The following is a 22,767-nucleotide window of genomic DNA, read 5'->3' as shown; positions in this document are numbered from 1 at the left end:
TTTATAAGAATGGGTACAATGGTCAGTCGTAAATAGTTATTGATAATTTATTTTTTGTTCAATATACTGAACACGTATTCTATATACGAGACATCATTATAAGAACGATATGACGTGATTTGCAACCTTTAATCGCATTATTTTGAAAATTATCTTGTACTTTTTTATTTTATTTCACTTTATAGGTTATTTATGAGTTCGACTGCCGTGCCTGCGCTAGATAAAACGTTTCAGATTTTGGACTTGATTACCGATAGCTTACAGCCTTTGACAGCGGCTCATATCGCAAAAGAACTTGGGCTACCGCGTAGCTCCACTCACAATATTTTGCAAAGCCTACTCGCCAAGCATGTCATTTATAAGGATTCTGAAAGCCGCTTTTATTTAGGTTCGTATTTGATGTATTGGGCAGGCAAGTACGAGCAGCAGCAAGGCGTTGTGCAGTTGTTTAAAGATTTGATTGTGCAATATCCAGTACTGCTTCAGCACACCGTAACTTTATCGAAGCTTGATTTGGGAGAAGTGGTATTTTTGGCTTGTCATGAGTCGCCTGAGCCGCTTGGTTTTACTTTTCGTGCAGGCGTTCGCGTACCTGCGGTATTTTCTGCGACGGGTAAAGCCATGCTATCGACATTATCGATGGACGGTATCAAATCGTTGTATCAAGATACATTTCCAACGCCTATGACTCAGAATGGTGTCAGTAACTTTGCTGATTTGGCTACCGAGCTTGCAGCGATACAAGAAAGCCGCGTGTCTCTCGATGATGGACAGTTGCGCGATGGGATGTACTGCTTGGGCACCCATATCCGTAATGCCTCAGGCAATGCGGTCGCTGGTATGGCCGTGAGTTTTTTGCAAGGAGAGTATGAATCTAAGCGGGCTGAGGTCAGTGCGGTATTGATTGAATTGGCCGAACAAATCGAGCTGCATTTAGGCTTTACGGCGAACTGATAGCTGATAGAAAATAGGTCGCAGAGTTTTCTGCTGCATTCTGAGACCCGTTCTATCTGCTTTTCATTTTATTATTACTGAAGCTTTTAAGCTGTCAGCTGTCAGCTGTCAGCTGTCTTGATTATTTATAACACTTATCGTTGTAAATATACGGCTGTCAAAGCGCTTTCAAACAATCCCATCGGCTTTTAGCTTAGCAATCATCTTACTGTCATAACCCAAATCAGCAAGTGTGCTGTCAGTATGTTCACTCAACTGCGGTGGTGGTGAACGGTAGCTGACAGGTGATCCGGACAATTTGATAGGATTTCCGAGTGCGCGTACTGGACTGCCTTGCTCAGTGAAATTTACAATCATGTTGCGGGCTTGTGCTTGCGGCATGGCTAAGGCTTCCGCCACATTATGAATGGCTCCGCATGGTATGCCAGCCTGATCTAAAACCTTTAACCAATAGGTGCGAGACTGCTTAGCAAATTGCTTCGTTAGTTCGCCACACAGCAGTTCACGATTGGCAACGCGTTGTGGGTTGGTCGAAAAACGCTCATCAGTATGCCAATCAACTGCGAGCACGTCACACAGTTTGGCGAACTGATTGTCATTACCACAGGCTAAGATAAAGTGATGCTCGCCTTCACCGGCAAATACTTGATACGGCACAATATTAGGGTGCTGATTGCCCAATCTTGGCGGTATCTTATCGGATGCTAGATGATTCATACCAACGTTAGCGAGCATGGCAAGCGCACTATCAAGCAGTGCCACATCGACGTGTTGCCCAACACCAGTATGTTGACGTGCCAGCAGTGCCGCCTGAATACCAATCGTCAGTTGCAAACCTGCAAATAGATCAACAACTGCTACGCCAACCTTGTGTGGTTCGCCATCGCTTGGACCCGTGATACTCATCAGTCCTGATAAACCTTGGATAATATAATCATAACCAGGCCGCGCAGCATCAGGACCTGTTTGACCAAAACCTGTCAATGATGCATAAATCAGCCGCGGATTGTCTTGCTTTAGACTGTCGTAATCTAGACCGTATTTTTTCAGTCCGCCCACCTTAAAATTTTCGACCAAAATATCACTCTCGGCAATTAGCTGCTTGATAATAGTTTGCCCTATTGGCGTAGTGATATCTACCGTCAGTGATTTTTTATTGCGGTTAATGGTCGCATAATAAGCGGAGGTGTCGTCGCTAAACTTTGGCGGCGCCCAATGCCGCGTTTCATCACCGATATGCGGACGCTCAACTTTGATGACTTCAGCACCGAGGTCGGCCAATACTTGCGTACAAGAAGGCCCTGCCAACACTCTCGACAAATCGAGCACCTTGATACCATGCAATGCACTCTTTGGCATATTAGCCATATCTGTCATATCTGTCATGAGACTCCCTTACTCTGTCGCGTATTTTTTGACTTTTAATCATAAAATTGTTATTCAGGATGTAATTGCTAAGTAGTTACATCCTGAATAACAACTGAAAAACGTACGCTACTGTTTATGCTCTTTTAATAAAAAGCCAAGCAGTCACGTACGTCATAAAATACAGTTGTACCAAACACTATTAGCTAAAAACGCTTAAAAGAACGCTTGAATACCTGTCTGCGCGCGACCTAGGATAAGCGCATGGATATCATGTGTACCCTCATAAGTGTTGACCGCTTCTAAGTTCATCACATGACGGATGATATGGAACTCATCAGAGATACCGTTACCGCCATGCATATCACGAGCAATACGAGCGATATCAAGCGCTTTACCGCAGTTATTACGCTTAATGAGTGAAATCATCTCAGGCGCAGCGTTGTTTTCATCCATCAAGCGACCGACACGTAGTGCTGCTTGCAACCCTAAGCTGATTTCCGTTTGCATATTAGCTAGTTTTAACTGTACAAGCTGCGTTGCGGCGAGCGGACGACCAAACTGCTTACGGTCTAGCGTGTATTGACGAGCCGCTTTCCAGCAGAATTCAGCCGCGCCCATACTGCCCCAAGCGATACCATAACGGGCTTTATTCAAACAACCAAATGGTCCTTTTAGACCACGAATATCTGGGAAAGCATTGCCTTCAGGGACAAATACTTTGTCCATGACAATCTCACCCGTGACTGAGGCACGTAATGAGAACTTACCTTCGATTTTTGGTGCAGATAATCCTTTCATGCCTTTGTCTAACACAAAACCACGAATCTCACCCGCATCATCTTTTGCCCATACGACAAACACGTCGGCGATAGGACTGTTGGTAATCCACATTTTATTACCAGTCAGCTCGTAACCACCATCGACTGTGCGCGCACGTGTCGACATTGATGAAGGGTCAGATCCTGAATCTGGCTCAGTCAGACCGAAGCAGCCGACGTACTCACCTGTCGCAAGCTTTGGCAAATACTTTTCTCTTTGCTCTTCAGTACCGTACGCCCAAATAGGATGCATCACGAGGCTTGACTGCACACTCATCGCTGAGCGGTAGCCCGAATCAACGGCTTCTACTTCTTTTGCAATCAGACCATAAGCAACACTCGATAAGCCAGCACAGCCATAACCTTCAATCGTGACACCTAGCAGACCCATTTCACCCATTTGACGCATGATATTACGATCGAAATTTTCATTGCGGTTGGCTTCGATAATGCCAGGCATCAGCTCTTTTTGAAAAAACTGACGGGCGCTGTCTGTGACCATGCGCTCTTCTTCCGTGAGTTGGTCACGTAATAAGAAAGGATCTTCCCAATCAAAGCGTGGGCTGGTAGATGTTGCCATGTGGTTCTCCTTGGTATCAGTCATCCTGACTGACGAATAGTGATTGATGCGTCATTCGGCCTGACAGGTCATTGACTTTATTATTCCGCTATGCGAAACTTAGTTTCATAAATTAAAACTATTTAACCAAACTTTCGCCGCGCTGTAAACCTTTATTAAAAAAAGATGAGTATAAAATGACAAAACCCTTATCAACATCTACTCCACTATTAGAAAAAATACATGGAATCATGAATCAAAATAAAGGAGAAAGTGATCGACAGTTCGTCACAGCACTAGGTCGTGGACTGACGATACTCGCAGCGTTTGAACATGATGAACGGCTCACCCATCAACAGCTATGTCAGATGACAGCACTACCAAAGGCAACCGTTACTCGCCTTATTCATACCTTAACGACGCTTGGGTTTTTACGTATCACTGAGCACGGACAGTACCAATTAGGTAGTAGCGCTGTGCGCCTCAGTGCAACCGCATGGAGTCGTCACGATATGGTGGCAGCAGCTGAACCATTATTACGGCAGTTCGCTAGTGAAAATGAAGTATCCGTGAATCTAGCGACTGAAGTCGAAGGAGAAATGCGCTATCACGCTTGTTGCCGTAGTCCTGCTCGCCTATCGGTCAACTTACAGGTTGGCTCAGCGGTGCCCGTTGCACGCACTGCCATTGGACGGGCTTTTTATGCGGCAAGCTCGCAAGCTAGGCAGGCAGTCATCATTAGTAATCTGCAAGAGAATTTGTCTATTGAAGAATACGACCATGCACAAAGTTCTCTAGCCAGCGCGGCAGAGCATTATGAAAAGTATGGCTATACCGTGTCTGATGGGGATTTTTCTACTGACATATTGGCAGTCGCGGTTGGCGTGTTTGATGTCGCCACGGGGCAATATGCTTACTCGCTCAATGCCAGTGTGCCGAGTGCCAACTGGGAAGCGGATGAGTATGCTGCGATGATAGTGCCAAAATTGCAGGCATTGGCGGAGCGGATTGGTGGTGGGGTTTAGAAGAGAATAAACAATAAAGCTCTAGCACAGGTATTTTTACTTAGCAATATGGCAATGTGAACTAAAACTGGTTTGCCCTACACATAATCGTTATTTAAAAAGAGTAACTTTAATACCCCTAAGCGAATATAGATGCGGTAAACTAAAGTATGAGTGATAAATCACCTTTCACATTGAACCATTTAATAATTATTTTTGTATGAGGAAATACCAATGATAAACATGAACGATATGTTAGGCGCTGTAACTGGCGGTGATAATGCCGACAACAATGGCTTATCAGCATTGATTAATAGCGCAAAAGATATCAGTAGCGATGACATTCAAAGATATCAAAGCATGTCAAAGTCTGAGCTATTAGATGAGATTAAAAACTCTGAGCACAGCGCAACTGTTATTGCCTTTATTAAAGATCTGATAGCGAAGAAATTCAACAGTTAAGCCAGTGATAACTAAGTACTAAAGCATTAAGTACTTATCTATCAAGTACTTATCTATCAATAGCACCGTTTTATTGGGTTTAAAAAATATGCGCCATACGGTATTTTTTAAACCCTTTTATTTGGTATACAAGTGAATATCGATCGAATGCTTGCAAGCAGGCTTTGCGCCCGTCGGTGGTGGTGGCGAATTTACCACACGAATCATCAGCCAATATACCAAAACCCAAGCATGGCTGCTTGAGCAGTTTCTGCCCGCTCAAATTACTTTTGACACTATTAATAACAATCAAACTTTAGTGCGAATTATTTGCTAAAGCTTATAAAGGGACATCCTTATTTTATAAATAGTGATTAATAGGACTTTATTAGGATTAAGGTCACGCCCTAGTATTACTGCCCTGTTACCCATTGATACCGACGTAATGATGTCATACGTGTATGATGGACGCGATAAACGTAAGCATCTTATCTATATCAATCATTACTATTGAGCCTCGTTATGCCTGAATCTCGTACCAATCTAAACCCTGAACCCAAAACCAGTTCGCCGTATTTTATCGGATTATTGCTCCGCTACAGCACGTTTGGCGCGGCGATTTTAATTCTATTAGCGGGTTTATTATTGGCAAGTTGGTGGCTGATTGTGATCGGTGGTTTGGCTGTGGCACTTGGTATCTATGATTTGATTCAGTCTAAGCACGCGATATTAAGCAACTACCCTGTCGCTGGACATATTCGCTATGTATTGGAAGACTTCCGTCCTGAGATTCGCCAGTACTTGCTTGAAGACGATAAGGAACAAGTACCGTTTTCACGTCAGCAGCGCGCGCTAGTATATCAACGTGCTAAGAATGTCAGTGATACCAACGCCTTTGGTACGTTAGATAATCTCTATACTCATGGTAAAGAGTGGTTTTTGCAATCAGCCATCAGTGCACCACTAGAAAACAAAGACTTTCGTATTATGGTCGGCGGGGAGCGTTGCCAGCAGCCACATGATATGTCGGTATTTAATATCTCTGCGATGAGCTTCGGCAGCCTATCAGCAAACGCCATCATGGCACTTAATCAAGGCGCAAAATTGGGCGGCTTTACCCATGATACGGGCGAAGGCGCAATCAGTCCCTATCATCGCAAATTCGGTGGTGATTTAATTTGGGAGTTGGGTACAGGTTATTTTGGTTGCCGTGATAATGAGGGCAATTTTGATCCACAATCTTTTGCTGAAAAAGCCGTTGATCCTCAAGTTAAAATGATTGAAATCAAGCTTTCACAAGGTGCCAAGCCTGGTAAAGGTGGCGTCCTTCCCTCTAGCAAAATCACGCAAGAGATTGCCGACACACGCCAAGTGCCTACGGGTCAAGACTGCATCTCGCCCTCTTCGCATACTGCATTTAGCACCCCGCGCGAGCTGGTCGCTTTTTGGCAGCAGCTGCGTGACTTATCTGGTGGCAAGCCTGTTGGCTTTAAGCTATGTATTGGCCAGCCATGGCAGTTTATGGCGATTGTCAAAGCAATGATAGAGACAGATAACTATCCTGACTTTATTGTTATTGACGGTGCAGAAGGTGGCACAGGTGCAGCGCCCGTCGAGTTTATGGACAACGTCGGCATGCCAATGGTCGAAGGTTTTTTGCTGGTGCACAATACATTAGTTGGTGCAGGCATCCGTGACAAAATTAAGCTTGGTGTCAGTGGCAAGATCGTATCAGGCTTTGATATTGCACGGATGATTGCGCTAGGTGCAGACTGGTGTAATTCGGCACGTGGCTTTATGTTTGCAGTCGGCTGTATTCAATCGCGCTCTTGTCATACCAACACTTGTCCAACGGGTGTAGCTACTCAAGACCCTTACCGTCAAAAGGCGCTCGATGTTCCGAGTAAAGCTGAACGTGTTGCAAGCTTCCACAAAAACACGCTAAAATCGCTTGCCAGTATCGTAGGCTCGGTTGGCTTGCAACATCCTAGCCAATTGCAGCCATACCATATTGCACGCCGCTTAGACGACGGACAAATCAAGCTGTTATCCAAATTCTTCTATTTTGCTGATGAATGTGCTTTACTCGATCATAGCGCACGCGCCGACATCTTTAACCAAATGTGGGTCATGGCAAATCCTGATAGCTTTTTAGCCAATAATGATGCGCTTATTGCTTATAATAAGGACTCGCGTGACAAAGGCAAAGAGACAAATGCGCCAACAGAGCACAGTGCTGCTTATGGTTCTGAGCCATCAACTGCCAATGGTGGACATTTAATTGGTAATGTGAATAATACAATCCGTGACTTCCCGCCTACTAGTGACTGACTCAGTGCCTGAATCGTTGTCCTTAAAAAGTAGTGATGAATGTGCGATTGAGCAATAGATAGTACCCAACCTCAAATAACTTATACATTAAAAGACGCGTGATTGATGCCAAGTTCTACTTTTACCTTACCGTTAACGGCGATGGTGCTTACATTAGGCCTGAGCGCTTGCCAGCAGACAAACACTGAAGTAGTTAGTAGCGATACCGACAGTTGGTCATGTCAGACTGAAGACACGCCTTTTGCCTACAGCGTTTGCCGTGTGGATACTACTGCTTTAGCGAGCGAGCGTTATTCATTACAACTGTTTTGGCAATCTTCTGATAGTAACAAACCTCTGCTAACTTTTGATGCGTTATTGGCAACATTACCAAACAATGAGAGTCTGAACTTTGCGATGAATGCAGGCATGTATAATGAAAATTATGCGCCGATTGGCTATACCGTCATCGAAGGTAAAGAAGTTAAATCGCTAAATACAAAAGAAGGTGGCGGTAATTTTCATCTATTACCTAATGGGGTGATGTGGTGGGACAAAGCTGGTAAAGTGCAAATTACTGAAAGTAATGCGTTAAATGAGCAGCTGAACAATGGTGATGTGCAACCTTGGTATGCGACACAATCTGGCCCTATGTTGGTCATCGATAACGAAATACACCCACAGTTCAACCCCAATAGCAGCTCGGTCAAACTGCGCAATGGTGCAGGCGTTTGTCGTGACGGTAGTATACAGCTCGTTAATAGTGATGAGCCCGTGACCTTTTATCAGTTTGCAGAACTATTCAAAGATAAGCTAGGTTGTTCAAATGCGCTATTTTTGGATGGTGGTATTGCCTCAGCGCTGTATGCGCCTAGTATCGATAAGCAAGATAAAAAGGAGATGGGTGTGATGATCGGACTGGTCGAACATAAAGAGTAATACGTATCTATATTTTTAGCTTAATCTCTTTTTTCTCATAGTATGTTGCATAAAAAAGCACTGGAAATGACATTGTCATCCAAGTGCTTTTTTTATTACTGGCCATAAATAAAAATAAGCTAATTAAACAAAACTAAAAACTAGCCGCCCAAGCTCATTTTAGGGCCAAACGGTTCATAGTGAACACTATCGACTCCGTGCTCTAATGCTACCAACCCATCAATCATGTTCTCCATAAATGGCATCGACCCACACACATAGATATCAGCAGGGTTAGGCAAAGTAGCAAGCCATGTTTCATCTAATATTTGCCCAGACTCAAAGTAAAATATATATTTTTCTACATTCCCAGCCTGTCCGAGTAATTCGTTAACCTGATCTGCAAAGGCATGATGAGCGACGTTCTGACAGGCATAAACCCAGATAATAGGACGTTTAGGATTGGCTGATAATTGCGCCTCTAGCATAGATAGTATGGGCGTAACCCCGACTCCTGCACTCATTAATACTAAAGGCACATCATTTTGCTGTACCAACTCTTGATTGAGCGCAAAGTCACCAGCTGGAGCCGATAGTAAAACCGTATCACCGACTTCTAGTTGATCATGCATATAGTTAGAAACCAAACCATGATGCTCGTTACGGTTATCACATCGGACGGCGAACTGAATACCTGCATCGGTACTGACAGAATATAAAGAATAATGACGTAATGCTATATGGTCGCTGTTTTTTGGGTCTGTTTTCACTGTGATATATTGACCAGCAGTTAAGGTCAACTTGCTCAAATCAATATTTTGAGCATCTGCTAAATCATTAGCTGTATTGTGCGCACTCTTATCGACTGGTACCACGGTAAAAGCTGCGATATCTGTAGCAACCGCTTCCTTTTTAGTGATCTTAAAAGGTGCAAACCCCTGCCACATCGCTTCTTTATACATGCCATGTTCAATCTGGATGAATACCGAAGCAATTTCATCATAAGCTTCTGTCCAAGCGTCAATAATGTCATCAGTAGCCGCCTCACCTAATACTTCTTTTATCGCCCCAATCAAATGCTTGCCAACGATAGGATAATGTTCAGGCAATATTTGTAAAGCTCTATGCTTGTGGCTAATCTGAGTCACTTGTGGCAATAACGTAGCCAGTTTATCCAAGTGCTTGGCAGCAGCCAATACTGTCGTCGCTAGTGCCGTCTGCTGTCTTCCTAGTTTTTGATTGGTCTCATTAAAAATATCTAACAGCTCAGGGTGCTCGTTAAACATATTTTTATAAAACACCGTGGTAATCGCAACGCCATGCTCTTCGAGTACAGGAACGGTTGCGGTGACGATTTCTAACGTTTTTGGTGAGGCCATATTGTTTCTCTTAGTTGTTAACTACGTTGATAAATTGAGATGTTAAAAATGATTCGTCTAAACTGGCAACGATGATCAAACATTTTTACCGTCGTCATCGATACTTTTAGCTAGCCAATTCAGAAACACTTATAACATTCATTTTAAATGAATGTTAACACAATTTACTAGGCAGACCAATATAGTATTCATATAGAACTTATCTTCTTTAATAAAAAACAGCCGCTATGTCGTCATAACGGCTGTTATTATAGGGATTCAATCTGTATTAGCAGGCTTTATCAATCAGGCTGTATATTAAAATTACCTTGCCATATATTGGGTCATTTCCTCAACACCATGTAAGGTCATCGGATACATTTTGTTTTCAAACAGTTTTTTGATCTCAACGATGGTTTGCGTATATTGCCAGTAACTCGGGTTTTCAGGATTGAGCCAAGCGACTTTATCAAAGTGCTCAAGTACGCGCTTCAACCATACAACGCCCGCTTCATTATTCATATACTCTACGCTACCACCGACCGTCATCAGCTCATAGGGCGACATCGATGCGTCACCGACGAAGATAACACGATACTCTCGACCATATGTATTGAGTAGCTCAAACGTTGGCATTGGTGCACTATGGCGACGATTATTGTCCTTCCACACATAGTCATACAGGCAGTTATGGAAATAAAAGAATTCTAAGGTTTTAAATTCATTTTTTGCCGCAGAGAACAGTTTTTCAAGCGCTTCGACATGGATGTCCATACTGCCGCCCACATCAAACAGCATCAAAATCTTAACTCGGTTACGGCGCTCCGCTTGCATATGAATATCGAGCACACCTTTTTTTGCCGTGCGCTTAATCGTCTCATGAATATCTAGCTCGTCAGCACTGCCTGTCCGCGCAAACTGACGCAGATTACGCAGCGCCATTTGAATCTGACGAGTACCGAGTTGATTGTCGTCATCGAGATTGCGATATTTACGCTGCTCCCAGACTTTTGTCGCACTACGTTTACGAGATTCACCGCCGACACGCACGCCTTCTGGATGGTCGCCATAAACACCAAATGGCGAAGTGCCGCCCGTGCCTACCCATTTACTGCCACCTTGATGACGCTCTTTTTGCTCCTTTAACCGTTCCTCTAGCGCCTTCATCAGCTCCTCAAGCGAGCCGTACTTTTTCAATAGGCGTCTTTGCTCTTCCGTTAGGTTTTTTGGATCGAGCTTTAGATCTAGCCATTCTTTGGGCACATCCGTTAGCTTGGCTAATAGCTCATCCATATCGAGGCTATCGACACCTTCAAAATAATCTGCCATGGCCCGATCGAATTTATCAAAATGGCGCTCGTCTTTGACCATACACAGTCGAATCAGCCGATACATATCTTCGCGGCTGGCAAAAGTAGTCAACGCTGGATCTTCAGGATGCGACTGCATCATCAGCCCTTTATCTAGCGCGGCATTGAGATCAAGCAGCTCGCGCGTACTGACTGGCACGCCATAAGTACGCAAGGTATAGAATAGTTTGATAAACATAAGAGTCGTATCACTTATTGGCTGATATTATTATCTGGTGATATTGCTGATATCATTCATTGGTACCGTCATAGGCTAAACGCTTGCATTGGCTTTATATCAAACATCCAATATTGGACATAAGAAATTAACGTCAACGCAATCGGCAAACATTAGCGACGCATCATATTGGCAAAACGCTGTAATAAACTTACATCGGCTTCGTTTTTGAGCAATGCGCCATATAATGGCGGTATAGACTTTTCGCCGCGCAGATTTTCTTCTAGCTCGTCCTGAGCCATATCATCAGCAAGTAACAAGGTTAACCAATCGACCAACTCAGACGTTGATGGCGGCTTTTTAAGACCTTGAATACCGCGCAGCTTATAGAAAATATCCAATGCATCATTGACCAGTTTTTCTTGAATATCTGGAAAATGTACTTCGATGATTTGACGCATGGTTTCTTCTTCTGGGAAGTCAATATAATGGAAGAAGCAACGACGCAAAAACGCGTCTGGCAGCTCTTTTTCATTGTTTGAGGTAATAATAACCACTGGACGCTGCGCTGCTGTGATGGTCTCGCCCGTCTCATAGACATAAAAAGACATCTTATCAAGCTCATGTAGCAAGTCGTTTGGGAACTCGATATCGGCTTTATCAATCTCATCGATCAGTAGTACGCTACGCTCTGTACTGGTAAAAGCGTCCCACAACTTACCTGGCTTGATATAGTTGGCAATGTCATAAACCTTATCGTCACCCAATTGTGAATCTCGCAGGCGCGATACCGCATCGTATTCATACAGTCCTTGCTCAGCCTTAGTGGTCGATTTGACGTGCCAAGTAATCAGCGGCATACCCAAACTCTCAGCAACTTCTTCGGCGAGCAACGTCTTACCTGTGCCAGGCTCACCTTTGATCAATAATGGCTTTTGTAAAGTCATGGCAGCATTCACTGCCAGCTGCAAATCATCGGTAGCAATATAACTACTGGTACCAGTAAAGTTTTTCTTGGTATTATCAGCTGTGGTCATAATCATATCTCGATTGTTGTTATAGATGAGTTGTTATAAATGGATAGGTCTAAAACATAAATGATTAATACAAAATGAATTAGTAAAGAATAAATTAGATTAGCACAGCCTGATGCATTGCCAAAATACTCATGCGTTCGCATTTATTAACAATTGTTATGTGCAGGGGATAGTGAACAATTATTTATAGGCCCAATAAACAATCTGGCACAAAAAAAGACACGCAGTAGTGTCTTTTTATTGAGGCATCAAACAGTTTTTAAGACAATAATTTTGTCTCAACGCTTAGCCTATTTTTATCACTTATCAGATGTATTATTATCCGGTTTCTTAGCCAATGTACTGCTTTTTTTCAAGCTTACATTAGTGTCAGGCTGTTCAGTGACAGTAGCGTCTTCTGGTAAATAACTGCCTGTAGTCATTTGTAGTGTTGCCTGCGTATCTTCTGCGCTGCGGCTACGGGCTTTGTCCAAGCTCGATGCAAATGCGCTGCGTATCAGCTGCCATAAGAAACCAACAAAAAGCCCTGCGACCAGTATCACTAATATTGGCAGCATACTGGCAACCGCACCTGCGTAATCTTTCATCAGCACAGCGTAGACTACGCTAATGCTGGCTGGTGCAAGCTCGCTCGGATCACCAAGCGCTGTACCTGGTGCTACCAATACCGCAAACAAAACCATCCAGCTCATACCACCTAGCGGTTTTGGCATTACACGAGCAACGAGTATCCATAGTACTAATACCAAAACAACACCACCAAGATAAGCATACATTGGCAAATCTGCGGGCGGGACATCCTTCACCATTTGGCCCCACCAAATGGCAATCTCACCGAGAATGTCACTGATAGACTCTAGCGGTAAGCTATATAAAATACTTTTTAACCAGTCCATGCGTGTTTATTTACCTGCGTTTATCGCCGATGACACCATCTGTGTCTAGCGGTATATGTGCATTCTGTAGAACTAGAATGGGTCCAAATACATAATGAGCTTATGCATTATGTATGCTTGTTTGTACATTACGTAGGGTGTCAGTTTATCATGACTTTCTACCCAAATGCATGTGAGCAAATGTGTCATTGGTTTTTTATCGACGCTATTTTATAGGTAGCGTACTGATTTATAGGTAGCGTACTGATACTCCTCACCATACTTACTTGCCAACAAGCCTATTAATTGTAGATGCTGTCCTGCGATTCACGAGCACGCAGCTCTGCTTGGCGACGCATAACATCCTGCGGCGGCAACTGCACAAAGTAACCTTGAGACTGTAGTTTTGTCAGTACTTCTTCTTTATCAACACGAGCAAGCTTATCCGTTGTCGCCAAGTCCAAATGCATGACAAACTTACTACGACCTAAACCCGCACGAAAATCTTTTGGCAACACACCAAGCCAATCTTTGATTTCGTCAGTATCATCAGGATAATCAGGACGCGCAATGTAGATATACATGTCATCATGTTTGGGAAATTTGTAAATATCGCAATGCATAAAAATCACCTATCAGAAACTATGCGCGTAGGTTAGCATATTTCAGGCAAACACCAGTAGTCGCTTTGCGTTTTGCTATCGTAACTTTTGCCAAAAACACAGATAAAACGCTGATATAGAGAATAAAAAAACTATCATAAAATGTCGTCTATTTGCAGACTCCCCTATCAAAACATCGTTTTTGCCAAATTTATTCATTTTAATGGCTTTGATGACTTGTAAAAGCGCTTTGAACCTTTCATAATAAAAGCGTTTTTCAGGAGAGAGTTTGACGGCATCGATTTTGTATTGAACCCTATTGGTTATACAACACTCGCAATTGCTAGATAACCACCGAAGGCGCATCTACCCTGCCAATCGCTCAGGTAAAAGGACTGAAAAACGCATGCCACTATTGTTTGATAGCGCGTGGTAGCATCACGCTCATAGCACACTACTTTATCAAACATAAGGCATAACAAATCTGGAGAGTGGTAAGAACGGACGACGTCTTACCCACCGAAGGGGAGAAAATACGCTATTATCAATGATAGGGCTTATATAACTGCCCAAGATGATGATTCGTATTGAAAATCTCAGGTCACAGGACAGATAGGGCTCAGCTCAAACCGACGTTCAGCGTCTGTTTGGCTTACGTCTTTATCTTTGCTTTCTGTGTCACCCTTTGATGTAATATTTGCACCTTGCGATATTGCTTCTCGCTACTTTTACGTTGCGCATCACTCCTTACTCTGCCGAGTATGACTGATGTACACATAAGGATTTGTTATGACTGATACCCACTCTCAAGACATCACTTCTCAAAACGCCCAAAGCCAAGCCCCTCAGCGCACCCCTTTTTACCAGTCTCATATTGCTAGTGAGGGCAAACTGGTCGATTTTTCTGGTTGGGAACTGCCAATTCATTACGGTTCACAAATCGAAGAGCACGAAGCGGTACGTACAGATGCCGGTATGTTTGATGTCTCACATATGGTTGTGACCGATATCAAAGGCGCTGATACTAAAGCATGGCTACAAAAACTGCTCGCAAACGATGTTAATAAACTCACTACCGCTGGTAAAGCACTATACTCTGGCATGCTCAACGAGCAAGGCGGCGTCATCGATGATTTGATCGTCTACCTGATGAATACAGAAGAAACTGAGTACCGTATTGTCTCTAACGCAGCCACTCGTGACAAAGATTTAGCACAGTTTAATACAGTCGCTGAAGGTTTCGATATTGCAATTACCGAGCGTCCAGAGCTAGCTATGCTTGCCGTCCAAGGTCCAAATGCGATTGAAAAACTGGCTCAAGCCAAGCCAAATTGGGCAGATACCTTAGCAGGACTAAAACCTTTCGTTGGTGCTGACTTGACCGATATCGAAGGCACTGATTGGTTTGTGGCTCGTACTGGCTATACTGGTGAAGATGGCGTCGAAGTCATTATGAATGCCGATGATGCGCCTGCTTTCTTTGAGCAGCTAAAAGCGAATGGCATCAAACCTGCTGGTCTTGGTGCGCGTGATACATTGCGTATGGAAGCGGGCATGAACCTCTATGGTCATGATATGGACGAGACTATCAGTCCTTATGAGTGCAACATGGGTTGGACACTAGCACTCAAAGACGACCGCGCCTTTGTCGGCCGTGAAGCATTGGTCAGCAAACGTAAGCAGTCAAAAGAAGACAACACCGCTATGAAGCAAGTGGGTCTACTATTGACCACACGTGGCGTTTTGCGTGAAGGCATGACGGTGACTATCAATCAAGGCACAGACAACGAACAAACTGGTATTATCACCAGTGGTACATTCTCCCCTAGCCTAAAAAACTCAATCGCGATTGCCCGTGTACCTGCTAGCTTATCAGAAGATGACAGTGTACAAGTCGATCTACGCGGTAAAGGTAAATTCGTCGATGTACGTGTATTGAAGCTACCTTTTGTCCGTAACGGCAAGCAACAGTTTGACTCTTAGGTCTTATAAATTCTATCATTAGAGCGCGTTGTTATTTTACGAATAACTCTGAAAATAACGACACGCCTACCCTCCATTACTTTTGTTAATTAACCTCTATCACTTAGGAGAGAGACCATGAGCAACATCCCAGCAGAGCTAAAATATATTGCTAGTCACGAGTGGCTACGCCTAGAAGACGACGGTACGGTCACTGTTGGTATCACTGACCATGCTCAAGATCTATTGGGTGATGTGGTATTCGTTGAACTACCAGATGTAGGCGATATCATCGCTGTTGATGACGAAATCTCAGTTGTTGAATCAGTAAAAGCTGCTTCTGACGTTTATGCCCCTATTTCAGGTGAAGTTATCGCTATCAACGAAGCACTAGAAGATGATCCTGAAATCATCAACTCTGACCCGTATGGCGAAGGTTGGTTCTTCAGAATGAAGCCTGACAATATCGTTGACTACGAAGCACTAATGACTGCTGACGAGTACGAAAGCGACTTATAAGCTAAGCCTGCTCTAGTAAGACCTTAGCTAGAACAAAGTATTAGCCCCGACTAAACATCATAGATACTGGCGGCAGTTAGTATCTATACTCTCTATTTAAACGATTTAAAAGTCTTTCTAATTAAAAGTATTGGCTCATTGACCATGCTTGTTATTTGAAAGTAGCTCTATATGTAGATCTCCAACAATCATTATCGTTCGATGTTATTGCTTCCAAGCGTTATCTCATTGACTCGTATTGATCACTTATTCGAATCCTAATGAATACGTGCCATCAATAACGACTCAAACTGATAACCCAATTTTCAGCATGGATCCTAATATGAATGCCAACACCGATAATAAAGACCTCATCGCTACGCCAAATCATACGCCGCAGCTACAAGCGTTTCGCGATATCGTAGAATCACGCCGTTCAGTGCGCCGTTTTACTGACACGCCCATCCCTGACGACGTATTGGCAGACTGTCTGCGTTTGGCCATGCTAGCGCCAAACTCTAGCAATCTACAGCCGTGGGAATTTTATGTTATCGATGACGCTGACAATCGCAAACGTGCCGTCAAAAACTGTATGAATCAAAACGCAGCCAAAACATCGGCTCGTTTGATTGCCATCGTTGCTCGTACTGATGTTTGGCACGATCATGCTAAGCAAATATTACGCGAATACCCTGATCAACCAGTTCCAAAAAAAGTGAAAGACTACTATAACAAAGTCGTCACGATGGACTTTTTGCGCGGCCCAGCCAACGTAGTTTCGGCTGCAAAATGGGGTGCAACTCAGGTAGTTAGACGCGTAAAAGGTCCAATTAAGTCACCTTATTATACGTTTGAGGATACCAAAAACTGGGCAACCAATAACACCGCACTTGCCGCCGAAAACCTTATGCTAGCATTGCGTGCTCATGGGTTTGACAGCTGTGCAATGGGCGGCTTTGATGAGCCTGCTATGAAGCGATTGCTAGGCTTGGGTGACGATCAGCATATCATTATGATGATTGGCGCAGGTGAACGTGCTGACAATGGCGTTTACAACACCCAGTTCCGTTTTGATCAAACACAGTTTGTGCATTACGTATAACGTACCGCTCACACTATTCCTTTAATTGCTATTTTGTTTATTACTCCCTTAACCAAGGATTGTCATGACTATCTCTCAAAACCCATCGTTTGATACCTTTCAAGGATTGTTCAACGAAGCTGAATTTGTCTATCGCCACTTAGGTTCGAATGAGACCAAGCAAGCTGACCTACTCAGCGCTGTTGGTTATAAAGATATGCCAAGCTTTATCAATGACACTGTGCCTGAGCCAGTACGTTTGCACAAAGAGTTGGATTTGCCAGTAGCGATGAGTGAGCACGCTGCGCTTGCCAAATTGCGTACGATGGCAGACGATATCACTGTTAACAAAAGCTATATCGGTCAAGGCTACTCTCCAGTTCGTATGCCAGCTGTCATTCAGCGCAACGTTCTCGAAAATCCAGGCTGGTATACCGCTTATACACCTTACCAAGCGGAAATCGCTCAAGGTCGTCTAGAAGCATTGCTCAACTTCCAACAAGTATGTATCGATTTGACTGGTCTTGAGCTGGCTGGTGCGTCACTGCTTGATGAAGCGACGGCAGCAGCAGAAGCCATGGCGATGTCAAAGCGTGTGAGTAAAAGCAAATCAACGCAGTATTTCGTCGATGAGCGTGTCTATCCACAAACGCTAGATGTTATTAATACTCGTGCTAAATACTTCGGTTGGGAAGTCGTCGTTGGTGATTTTGAAACCGCTAAATCTGGCGACTATTTCGGTGCGCTATTCCAGTATGTCGGTGCTGAAGGCGATGTTAAAGACTTAACAGACGTCATCAGTGCAGTAAAAGAAAACAAAACCTACGTGAGTGTCGTCAGTGACATTATGAGCTTGGTGTTATTAAAATCACCAGCAGATATGGGTGCTGATGTAGCACTAGGTAGTACTCAGCGTTTTGGTATCCCAATGGGCTTCGGCGGTCCACATGCCGCTTATTTTGCATTCTCTGACAAGGCTAAGCGTTCAGCGCCTGGTCGTATCATTGGCGTATCAAAAGACGCACAAGGCAATACAGCACTACGTATGGCCCTACAAACGCGTGAACAGCATATCCGCCGCGAAAAAGCCAACTCAAACATCTGTACCTCACAAGTATTGCTAGCTAACCTCGCTGGTATGTATGCGGTGTATCACGGACCAGGCGGCGTGAAGCGTATTGCCACTCGTATTCATGCTTTTGCTACTGCTTTTGCTGATGCCATCACAGAATCTAATGATAGTAGCTTGAGCGTGGTACATGATCAATTCTTCGATACAGTCGTGGTTGATTGTGGTTCAGAGAAATTGGCTACGCAAATCTTCAAAAACGCAGACAATGTCGGCTACAATTTATGGCGTCTAAGCGATACCAAACTGAGCGTTGCTTTCAGTGAGACCAGCGATCAGCAAGATTTCAACACGTTGACTCAATTGTTCGTTAATAAGTCACGTGACCTACCTGAAACTGCTCGTATTTCTTTGGATAGCGCACACCTACGTACAGATGATATCTTGACCCATCCAGTATTCAACTCGCATCACACCGAGCATGAAATGCTACGCTACCTAAAGTCGCTTGAAGACAAAGATCTAGCGATGAACCGCAGCATGATTTCACTGGGTAGCTGTACCATGAAGTTGAATGCTACCAGTGAGATGCTACCAATCACTTGGCCTGAGTTTGCCAATGTGCATCCTTTTGCACCGCGTGACCAAGTCACTGGCTATATCGCAATGATCGATAGCCTACAGGATCAATTGAAAGCCATTACTGGTTTCGATGATGTTTCTATGCAACCAAACTCTGGTGCTTCTGGTGAATATGCGGGTCTGTTAGCGATTCGTCGTTATCATGAGTCATTAGGCGAGACCAATCGTGATGTTTGCTTGATCCCAATGTCGGCGCACGGTACCAACCCTGCTACTGCGATGATGATGGGCATGAAAGTGGTCGTGGTCAAAACGGATGAAAACGGTAACGTTGATATCGACGATTTAACGGCTAAATGTGAAGAATATAGCGATCGCCTAGGTGCGCTAATGATCACTTATCCATCGACGCACGGTGTATTTGAAGAAGGCATCCGTCATATCTGTGATTTGACTCACAAGCATGGTGGTCAGGTCTATATGGACGGCGCAAACATGAATGCTCAGGTAGGCATGATGCAGCCTGCAGACGTTGGTGCTGATGTATTGCACATGAACCTGCATAAAACATTCTGTATTCCACATGGCGGCGGTGGTCCGGGCATGGGCCCTATCGGTATGAAAGCGCATTTGGCAACGTTTATGGCCAACCATACCTTGAGTCCTGTGCACAATGCACAAAAAGACTGCTCAGCAGTATCAGCAGCACCTTATGGTTCAGCGAGTATCTTACCTATTTCATGGATGTATATTGCTATGATGGGCCGTGATGGTTTGCTAAAAGCGACGGAGCTAGCATTATTGAACGCCAACTACGTGGCAGCCGAGCTAAAAGATCACTACCCTGTCTTATATGCGGGCAAAAACGGCCGTGTGGCTCACGAATGTATCATCGATATTCGTCCATTGAAGGAAGAGACTGGCATCACGGAAAGCGATATCGCTAAGCGTTTGATGGACTACGGTTTCCACTCACCAACGATGAGCTTCCCAGTCGCTGGCACGCTTATGATTGAGCCAACAGAGTCTGAATCAAAAGAAGAGTTGGATCGCTTTATCAGTGCGTTAAAATCTATCAAAGCGGAAGCCATGAAAGCCAAAGCTGGTGAAAACGGCTGGACCTTAGAAGACAACCCATTAGTCAATGCACCGCATACTGCTGCTATGATTACTAGTGAAGAGTGGACGCATCCATACAGCCGTGATACCGCTGCGTTCCCACTGCCGTACATTCGTGCAAACAAGTTCTGGCCAAGTGTCGCGCGTGTCGATGATGCGTATGGTGATAAGAACCTAATGTGCTCTTGCCCAAGTATCGAAAACTATATGTAATTATCATTTTCGATAGCAGCTCATTTATTGTCAAAAAACCTCCAAGTCAGCAGCTGACTTGGAGGTTTTTATTTTGCTGACTTTTTATCTATTACATTAGTAGGTAATATTATAAATAAAATAAACGATAAGAACTCAATGCGATAAAAACACATATCAACAATAAGCTACTTATTTCAAATTTCTACAGTCATCATTTGGATTCTGCTATGTCACACAAAGCGCCTAAACAAAAAACTCGCGTCATCCTCATTCATGGGCTACATCAAACCCCGTGGATCATGCGACCATTAGCCAAGCGCCTGCAAGCAGCAGGATTTGATACCCATCAGTATGGCTATCGTAGTATGCGTGATGGTATCAAAACCAATAGCGCTCGCCTAAATAGCTGGCTAGAAACAAACCACCACCCAGATCATCCTGTAGACTTGGTTGGACACAGCTTGGGTGGTTTAATCATTCGTGATTTTATTGCTCAGTATCCAAAATGGAAAATTGGACGTTGCGTGACTTTAGGGACACCGCATGTAGGAAGTGTTTGTGCCGACTATATCTGGCGATTAACTCCTGCTGTCGTAGGTCGCTCATATGTCGACGCACTAGATGGCACAGTTGCGCCATTGCCCAAACATATAACGCTAGGTGTCATCGCTGGCAACCGTCCTTATGGTCTAGGTCAGCTGTTTTTGCAATATCACAATCGCAAACTGCGCAAATCTGACAAGCCGCCACTCAACGAGCAGCTTGCACATGACGGCACAGTTTATATAGAAGAAACAAAAATAGAAGCCGCAGCGGATCATATCGTCATGCCAGTTTCGCACACCGGCATGCTAGTGAACCCAGATGTCGCCGAGCAGACTCGATACTTTTTAGCGCATGGACGATTCAAACGCTAGCAGTGACATAGATGTTTTAATGTAAGCTCTCCCTCTTATCGAATATAGCCTTATTGAACGCTGCCTTATCGTATATGAATACCCATGCCCTGCTGTAGTTCAGTTTTATGTTTTTTAATAACTGAAATTAAAGTTTTAATAACCCAGTCGTTACGCCAGCCTTTTAGCCCTTGCGGCAGTTCGCTAACGTCTTTATCGAGAGCAACCACTTCATACAATTGCCCTAGCCATTTTTTACGCATCAATACGCTAGCAGGTATACCGATCGTGCGCGCATGTTCATCAATCGCCTTTTGTACTGCTTTTGATAACACTTTGTTTTTTGAGCGATACGGCGGTACAAGACAGTCTGGATGCTCAGCAGGCGGTAGACTCTTGGCATCCCTGATTACTTTCAGCAACTCTTCACCATATAGTCGCAACATACTACGGTGCATGGTCGTTTTATGTGCCAGCTCTCGCATACTTTTCGGTTTTTCGGTGACAATCTCACGTACCGCTTGTTTTTTTATTACAAAGGTGCGCGGTTGATTGGTCGCACGTGCCAGCTCTTCTCGCCACGTGGCCACCCCTTTTAGTATTGCCATTTCTTGCGAGTTATAACGATAATCTGCCATCGTGAGATACATCGCTTCATCTTCGACGTGCTGCGAGTCATATAGATCACTGGCATAGAGCTGACAATCAGCCCAGACATAATCGTATAACCCTTGCGCCTTAAGCGCATGCTCGATACTGAGATACAGCGCTGGCAAATAACGCACATCATCGATGGCATACTGCTCTTGCTCATCTGTCAACGGGCGCTGGAGCCAATCAGACTGGCTGTGTTCTTTATCGATATGCATGTCTAGCTGATCAGCCAATGCTTGCTGATACCCCATTTGCAATTGACCCGTTAAATAAGACAACGCAATTTGCGTATCAAAGATATTGGTCAATGGTGGACAGCCAGACAATAGATAAAAAATACCCAAATCTTCGCCGCAAGCATGCCAGATAGCCACATCTACTTTGCGTAGCGCTTCCCACAGTTCAGCCAATTTTAGCTGCGGTGCATCCAGTAGATAAACATGATTGCCAGTATTCAGTTGTACGAGTGCCAAGCGTGGATAATACGTGTCACGCTTGATAAACTCAGTATCTAATGCCACACGTCCGCAAGTCGCTAAGTCATCGATGACTTCTTCTAACTCGCTTTGTTTACGCACCCATGTAATAGCAACATCATCAGCAATATCCAGCAGTACATCAATATCTAATACTTCAGTACCTAGCACCTCAATATCAGGCACTTCAATATCAGACACTTCAACATCTGGAGTATTGGTAGCTGGCTCGGATGGTGTGACTACTGACATTGGCTCAGTATTAGCAGCTTCTTGCGATGAGCTATCATTGATATCAGAAGCATTTGATTGAGCTGATGGGTTTGAAACGTTGTTGGACACGGGCAGATACCTGCATTGATAGGAGAAAATAAAACGCTAAACCGCGCCTTAATAGAATTAAACGAGAAAACAATAATAAAGTAATTATAACAATTTCAAGAAATGAATTGGGTAAGACTTTG

At 44.0% G+C, this 22,767-nt stretch carries 19 protein-coding genes and 2 riboswitches; of the genes, 11 read left to right on the top strand and 8 right to left on the bottom strand.

Features of this window, described 5'->3' with window-relative positions; translation table 11 throughout:
- Window positions 1-192: 192 nt before the first annotated feature.
- Entirely contained in the window at window positions 193-954 is a 762-nt protein-coding gene (locus tag ACT3QN_RS05970; protein WP_444523036.1) for an IclR family transcriptional regulator, read from the top strand.
- Between the two features lie 168 nt (window positions 955-1,122).
- Here ACT3QN_RS05970 and ACT3QN_RS05965 read toward each other — a convergent pair whose 3' ends face one another.
- Window positions 1,123-2,331 carry a CaiB/BaiF CoA transferase family protein gene (locus tag ACT3QN_RS05965; RefSeq protein WP_444523080.1) on the bottom strand — a complete coding sequence of 403 codons (1,209 nt, stop codon included), beginning with the start codon at window positions 2,329-2,331 and terminating at the stop codon, window positions 1,123-1,125.
- 204 nt (window positions 2,332-2,535) lie between these two features.
- Complete coding sequence (locus tag ACT3QN_RS05960; protein ID WP_444523037.1) at window positions 2,536-3,720, bottom strand: acyl-CoA dehydrogenase; 1,185 nt, start codon at window positions 3,718-3,720, stop codon at window positions 2,536-2,538.
- 176 nt (window positions 3,721-3,896) lie between these two features.
- On the opposite strand from ACT3QN_RS05960, the gene ACT3QN_RS05955 reads away from it, so the two are divergent.
- The 5 genes from ACT3QN_RS05955 to ACT3QN_RS05935 all read left to right on the top strand — a co-directional run bounded on the left by ACT3QN_RS05955 (window position 3,897) and on the right by ACT3QN_RS05935 (window position 8,393).
- Window positions 3,897-4,724, top strand: coding sequence for an IclR family transcriptional regulator (locus ACT3QN_RS05955; protein ID WP_444523038.1), 828 nt, complete (start codon window positions 3,897-3,899; stop codon window positions 4,722-4,724).
- Between the two features lie 213 nt (window positions 4,725-4,937).
- The gene (locus ACT3QN_RS05950) at window positions 4,938-5,165 is read left to right on the top strand and encodes a hypothetical protein (RefSeq protein ID WP_444523039.1); all 228 of its coding nucleotides are present in this window, start codon (window positions 4,938-4,940) and stop codon (window positions 5,163-5,165) included.
- Between the two features lie 151 nt (window positions 5,166-5,316).
- A complete protein-coding gene (locus ACT3QN_RS05945; RefSeq protein ID WP_444523040.1) occupies window positions 5,317-5,481 on the top strand; it encodes a hypothetical protein in 165 nt (54 codons plus the stop codon).
- A 185-nt stretch (window positions 5,482-5,666) separates the two neighbouring features.
- Window positions 5,667-7,475, top strand: coding sequence for an FMN-binding glutamate synthase family protein (locus tag ACT3QN_RS05940; RefSeq protein ID WP_444523041.1), 1,809 nt, complete (start codon window positions 5,667-5,669; stop codon window positions 7,473-7,475).
- A 105-nt stretch (window positions 7,476-7,580) separates the two neighbouring features.
- Complete coding sequence (locus ACT3QN_RS05935; protein ID WP_444523042.1) at window positions 7,581-8,393, top strand: phosphodiester glycosidase family protein; 813 nt, start codon at window positions 7,581-7,583, stop codon at window positions 8,391-8,393.
- Between the two features lie 140 nt (window positions 8,394-8,533).
- Here ACT3QN_RS05935 and ACT3QN_RS05930 read toward each other — a convergent pair whose 3' ends face one another.
- The 5 genes from ACT3QN_RS05930 to ACT3QN_RS05910 all read right to left on the bottom strand — a co-directional run bounded on the left by ACT3QN_RS05930 (window position 8,534) and on the right by ACT3QN_RS05910 (window position 13,792).
- Window positions 8,534-9,751, bottom strand: a complete 1,218-nt coding sequence (locus ACT3QN_RS05930) for a globin domain-containing protein (protein ID WP_444523043.1) — start codon at window positions 9,749-9,751, stop codon at window positions 8,534-8,536.
- A gap of 303 nt (window positions 9,752-10,054) precedes the next feature.
- Window positions 10,055-11,278: a vWA domain-containing protein gene (locus tag ACT3QN_RS05925; protein ID WP_444523044.1), complete on the bottom strand. Its 1,224-nt coding sequence runs from the start codon at window positions 11,276-11,278 to the stop codon at window positions 10,055-10,057.
- Between the two features lie 152 nt (window positions 11,279-11,430).
- Window positions 11,431-12,294, bottom strand: coding sequence for an AAA family ATPase (locus tag ACT3QN_RS05920; RefSeq protein WP_101205695.1), 864 nt, complete (start codon window positions 12,292-12,294; stop codon window positions 11,431-11,433).
- Window positions 12,295-12,593: 299 nt separating this feature from the next.
- Window positions 12,594-13,190: a hypothetical protein gene (locus ACT3QN_RS05915; RefSeq protein ID WP_444523045.1), complete on the bottom strand. Its 597-nt coding sequence runs from the start codon at window positions 13,188-13,190 to the stop codon at window positions 12,594-12,596.
- A gap of 281 nt (window positions 13,191-13,471) precedes the next feature.
- Window positions 13,472-13,792, bottom strand: a complete 321-nt coding sequence (locus ACT3QN_RS05910) for a YcgL domain-containing protein (protein WP_444523046.1) — start codon at window positions 13,790-13,792, stop codon at window positions 13,472-13,474.
- A gap of 247 nt (window positions 13,793-14,039) precedes the next feature.
- Window positions 14,040-14,179: riboswitch (glycine riboswitch) on the top strand.
- Window positions 14,180-14,245: 66 nt separating this feature from the next.
- A riboswitch (glycine riboswitch) is annotated at window positions 14,246-14,393 on the top strand.
- Window positions 14,394-14,560: 167 nt separating this feature from the next.
- On the opposite strand from ACT3QN_RS05910, the gene gcvT reads away from it, so the two are divergent.
- The 5 genes from gcvT to ACT3QN_RS05885 all read left to right on the top strand — a co-directional run bounded on the left by gcvT (window position 14,561) and on the right by ACT3QN_RS05885 (window position 21,194).
- Complete coding sequence (gcvT, locus tag ACT3QN_RS05905; protein WP_444523047.1) at window positions 14,561-15,754, top strand: glycine cleavage system aminomethyltransferase GcvT; 1,194 nt, start codon at window positions 14,561-14,563, stop codon at window positions 15,752-15,754.
- A 117-nt stretch (window positions 15,755-15,871) separates the two neighbouring features.
- Window positions 15,872-16,252 carry a glycine cleavage system protein GcvH gene (gene gcvH / locus ACT3QN_RS05900; RefSeq protein ID WP_444523048.1) on the top strand — a complete coding sequence of 127 codons (381 nt, stop codon included), beginning with the start codon at window positions 15,872-15,874 and terminating at the stop codon, window positions 16,250-16,252.
- Window positions 16,253-16,574: 322 nt separating this feature from the next.
- Window positions 16,575-17,333: a nitroreductase family protein gene (locus ACT3QN_RS05895; protein WP_444523049.1), complete on the top strand. Its 759-nt coding sequence runs from the start codon at window positions 16,575-16,577 to the stop codon at window positions 17,331-17,333.
- 64 nt (window positions 17,334-17,397) lie between these two features.
- On the top strand, window positions 17,398-20,295 hold the full coding sequence (gene gcvP, locus ACT3QN_RS05890; RefSeq protein ID WP_444523050.1) for an aminomethyl-transferring glycine dehydrogenase: 2,898 nt from the start codon (window positions 17,398-17,400) through the stop codon (window positions 20,293-20,295).
- 209 nt (window positions 20,296-20,504) lie between these two features.
- On the top strand, window positions 20,505-21,194 hold the full coding sequence (locus ACT3QN_RS05885) for an esterase/lipase family protein (protein WP_444523051.1): 690 nt from the start codon (window positions 20,505-20,507) through the stop codon (window positions 21,192-21,194).
- Window positions 21,195-21,259: 65 nt separating this feature from the next.
- On the opposite strand, the gene ACT3QN_RS05880 is transcribed toward ACT3QN_RS05885, so the two are convergent.
- Window positions 21,260-22,645 carry a ribonuclease D gene (locus ACT3QN_RS05880; protein ID WP_444523052.1) on the bottom strand — a complete coding sequence of 462 codons (1,386 nt, stop codon included), beginning with the start codon at window positions 22,643-22,645 and terminating at the stop codon, window positions 21,260-21,262.
- Between the last annotated feature and the right edge of the window lie 122 nt (window positions 22,646-22,767).

This window comes from Psychrobacter sp. AOP7-C1-14 (genome assembly GCF_052376135.1).
In the GTDB taxonomy this organism is placed as follows: domain Bacteria; phylum Pseudomonadota; class Gammaproteobacteria; order Pseudomonadales; family Moraxellaceae; genus Psychrobacter.
Note: the sequence above shows the minus strand (reverse complement) of the source record. Positions and strands in the feature narration are given on the sequence as shown.

Coding starts and splice junctions, on each gene's coding strand:
- ACT3QN_RS05970 (WP_444523036.1), top strand. CDS start 193: ATGAGTTCGACTGCCGTGCCTGCGCTAGATAAAACGTTTCAGATTTTG.
- ACT3QN_RS05965 (WP_444523080.1), bottom strand. CDS start 2,331: ATGACAGATATGGCTAATATGCCAAAGAGTGCATTGCATGGTATCAAG.
- ACT3QN_RS05960 (WP_444523037.1), bottom strand. CDS start 3,720: ATGGCAACATCTACCAGCCCACGCTTTGATTGGGAAGATCCTTTCTTA.
- ACT3QN_RS05955 (WP_444523038.1), top strand. CDS start 3,897: ATGACAAAACCCTTATCAACATCTACTCCACTATTAGAAAAAATACAT.
- ACT3QN_RS05950 (WP_444523039.1), top strand. CDS start 4,938: ATGATAAACATGAACGATATGTTAGGCGCTGTAACTGGCGGTGATAAT.
- ACT3QN_RS05940 (WP_444523041.1), top strand. CDS start 5,667: ATGCCTGAATCTCGTACCAATCTAAACCCTGAACCCAAAACCAGTTCG.
- ACT3QN_RS05935 (WP_444523042.1), top strand. CDS start 7,581: ATGCCAAGTTCTACTTTTACCTTACCGTTAACGGCGATGGTGCTTACA.
- ACT3QN_RS05930 (WP_444523043.1), bottom strand. CDS start 9,751: ATGGCCTCACCAAAAACGTTAGAAATCGTCACCGCAACCGTTCCTGTA.
- ACT3QN_RS05925 (WP_444523044.1), bottom strand. CDS start 11,278: ATGTTTATCAAACTATTCTATACCTTGCGTACTTATGGCGTGCCAGTC.
- ACT3QN_RS05920 (WP_101205695.1), bottom strand. CDS start 12,294: ATGACCACAGCTGATAATACCAAGAAAAACTTTACTGGTACCAGTAGT.
- ACT3QN_RS05915 (WP_444523045.1), bottom strand. CDS start 13,190: ATGGACTGGTTAAAAAGTATTTTATATAGCTTACCGCTAGAGTCTATC.
- ACT3QN_RS05910 (WP_444523046.1), bottom strand. CDS start 13,792: ATGCATTGCGATATTTACAAATTTCCCAAACATGATGACATGTATATC.
- gcvT (WP_444523047.1), top strand. CDS start 14,561: ATGACTGATACCCACTCTCAAGACATCACTTCTCAAAACGCCCAAAGC.
- gcvH (WP_444523048.1), top strand. CDS start 15,872: ATGAGCAACATCCCAGCAGAGCTAAAATATATTGCTAGTCACGAGTGG.
- ACT3QN_RS05895 (WP_444523049.1), top strand. CDS start 16,575: ATGAATGCCAACACCGATAATAAAGACCTCATCGCTACGCCAAATCAT.
- gcvP (WP_444523050.1), top strand. CDS start 17,398: ATGACTATCTCTCAAAACCCATCGTTTGATACCTTTCAAGGATTGTTC.
- ACT3QN_RS05885 (WP_444523051.1), top strand. CDS start 20,505: ATGTCACACAAAGCGCCTAAACAAAAAACTCGCGTCATCCTCATTCAT.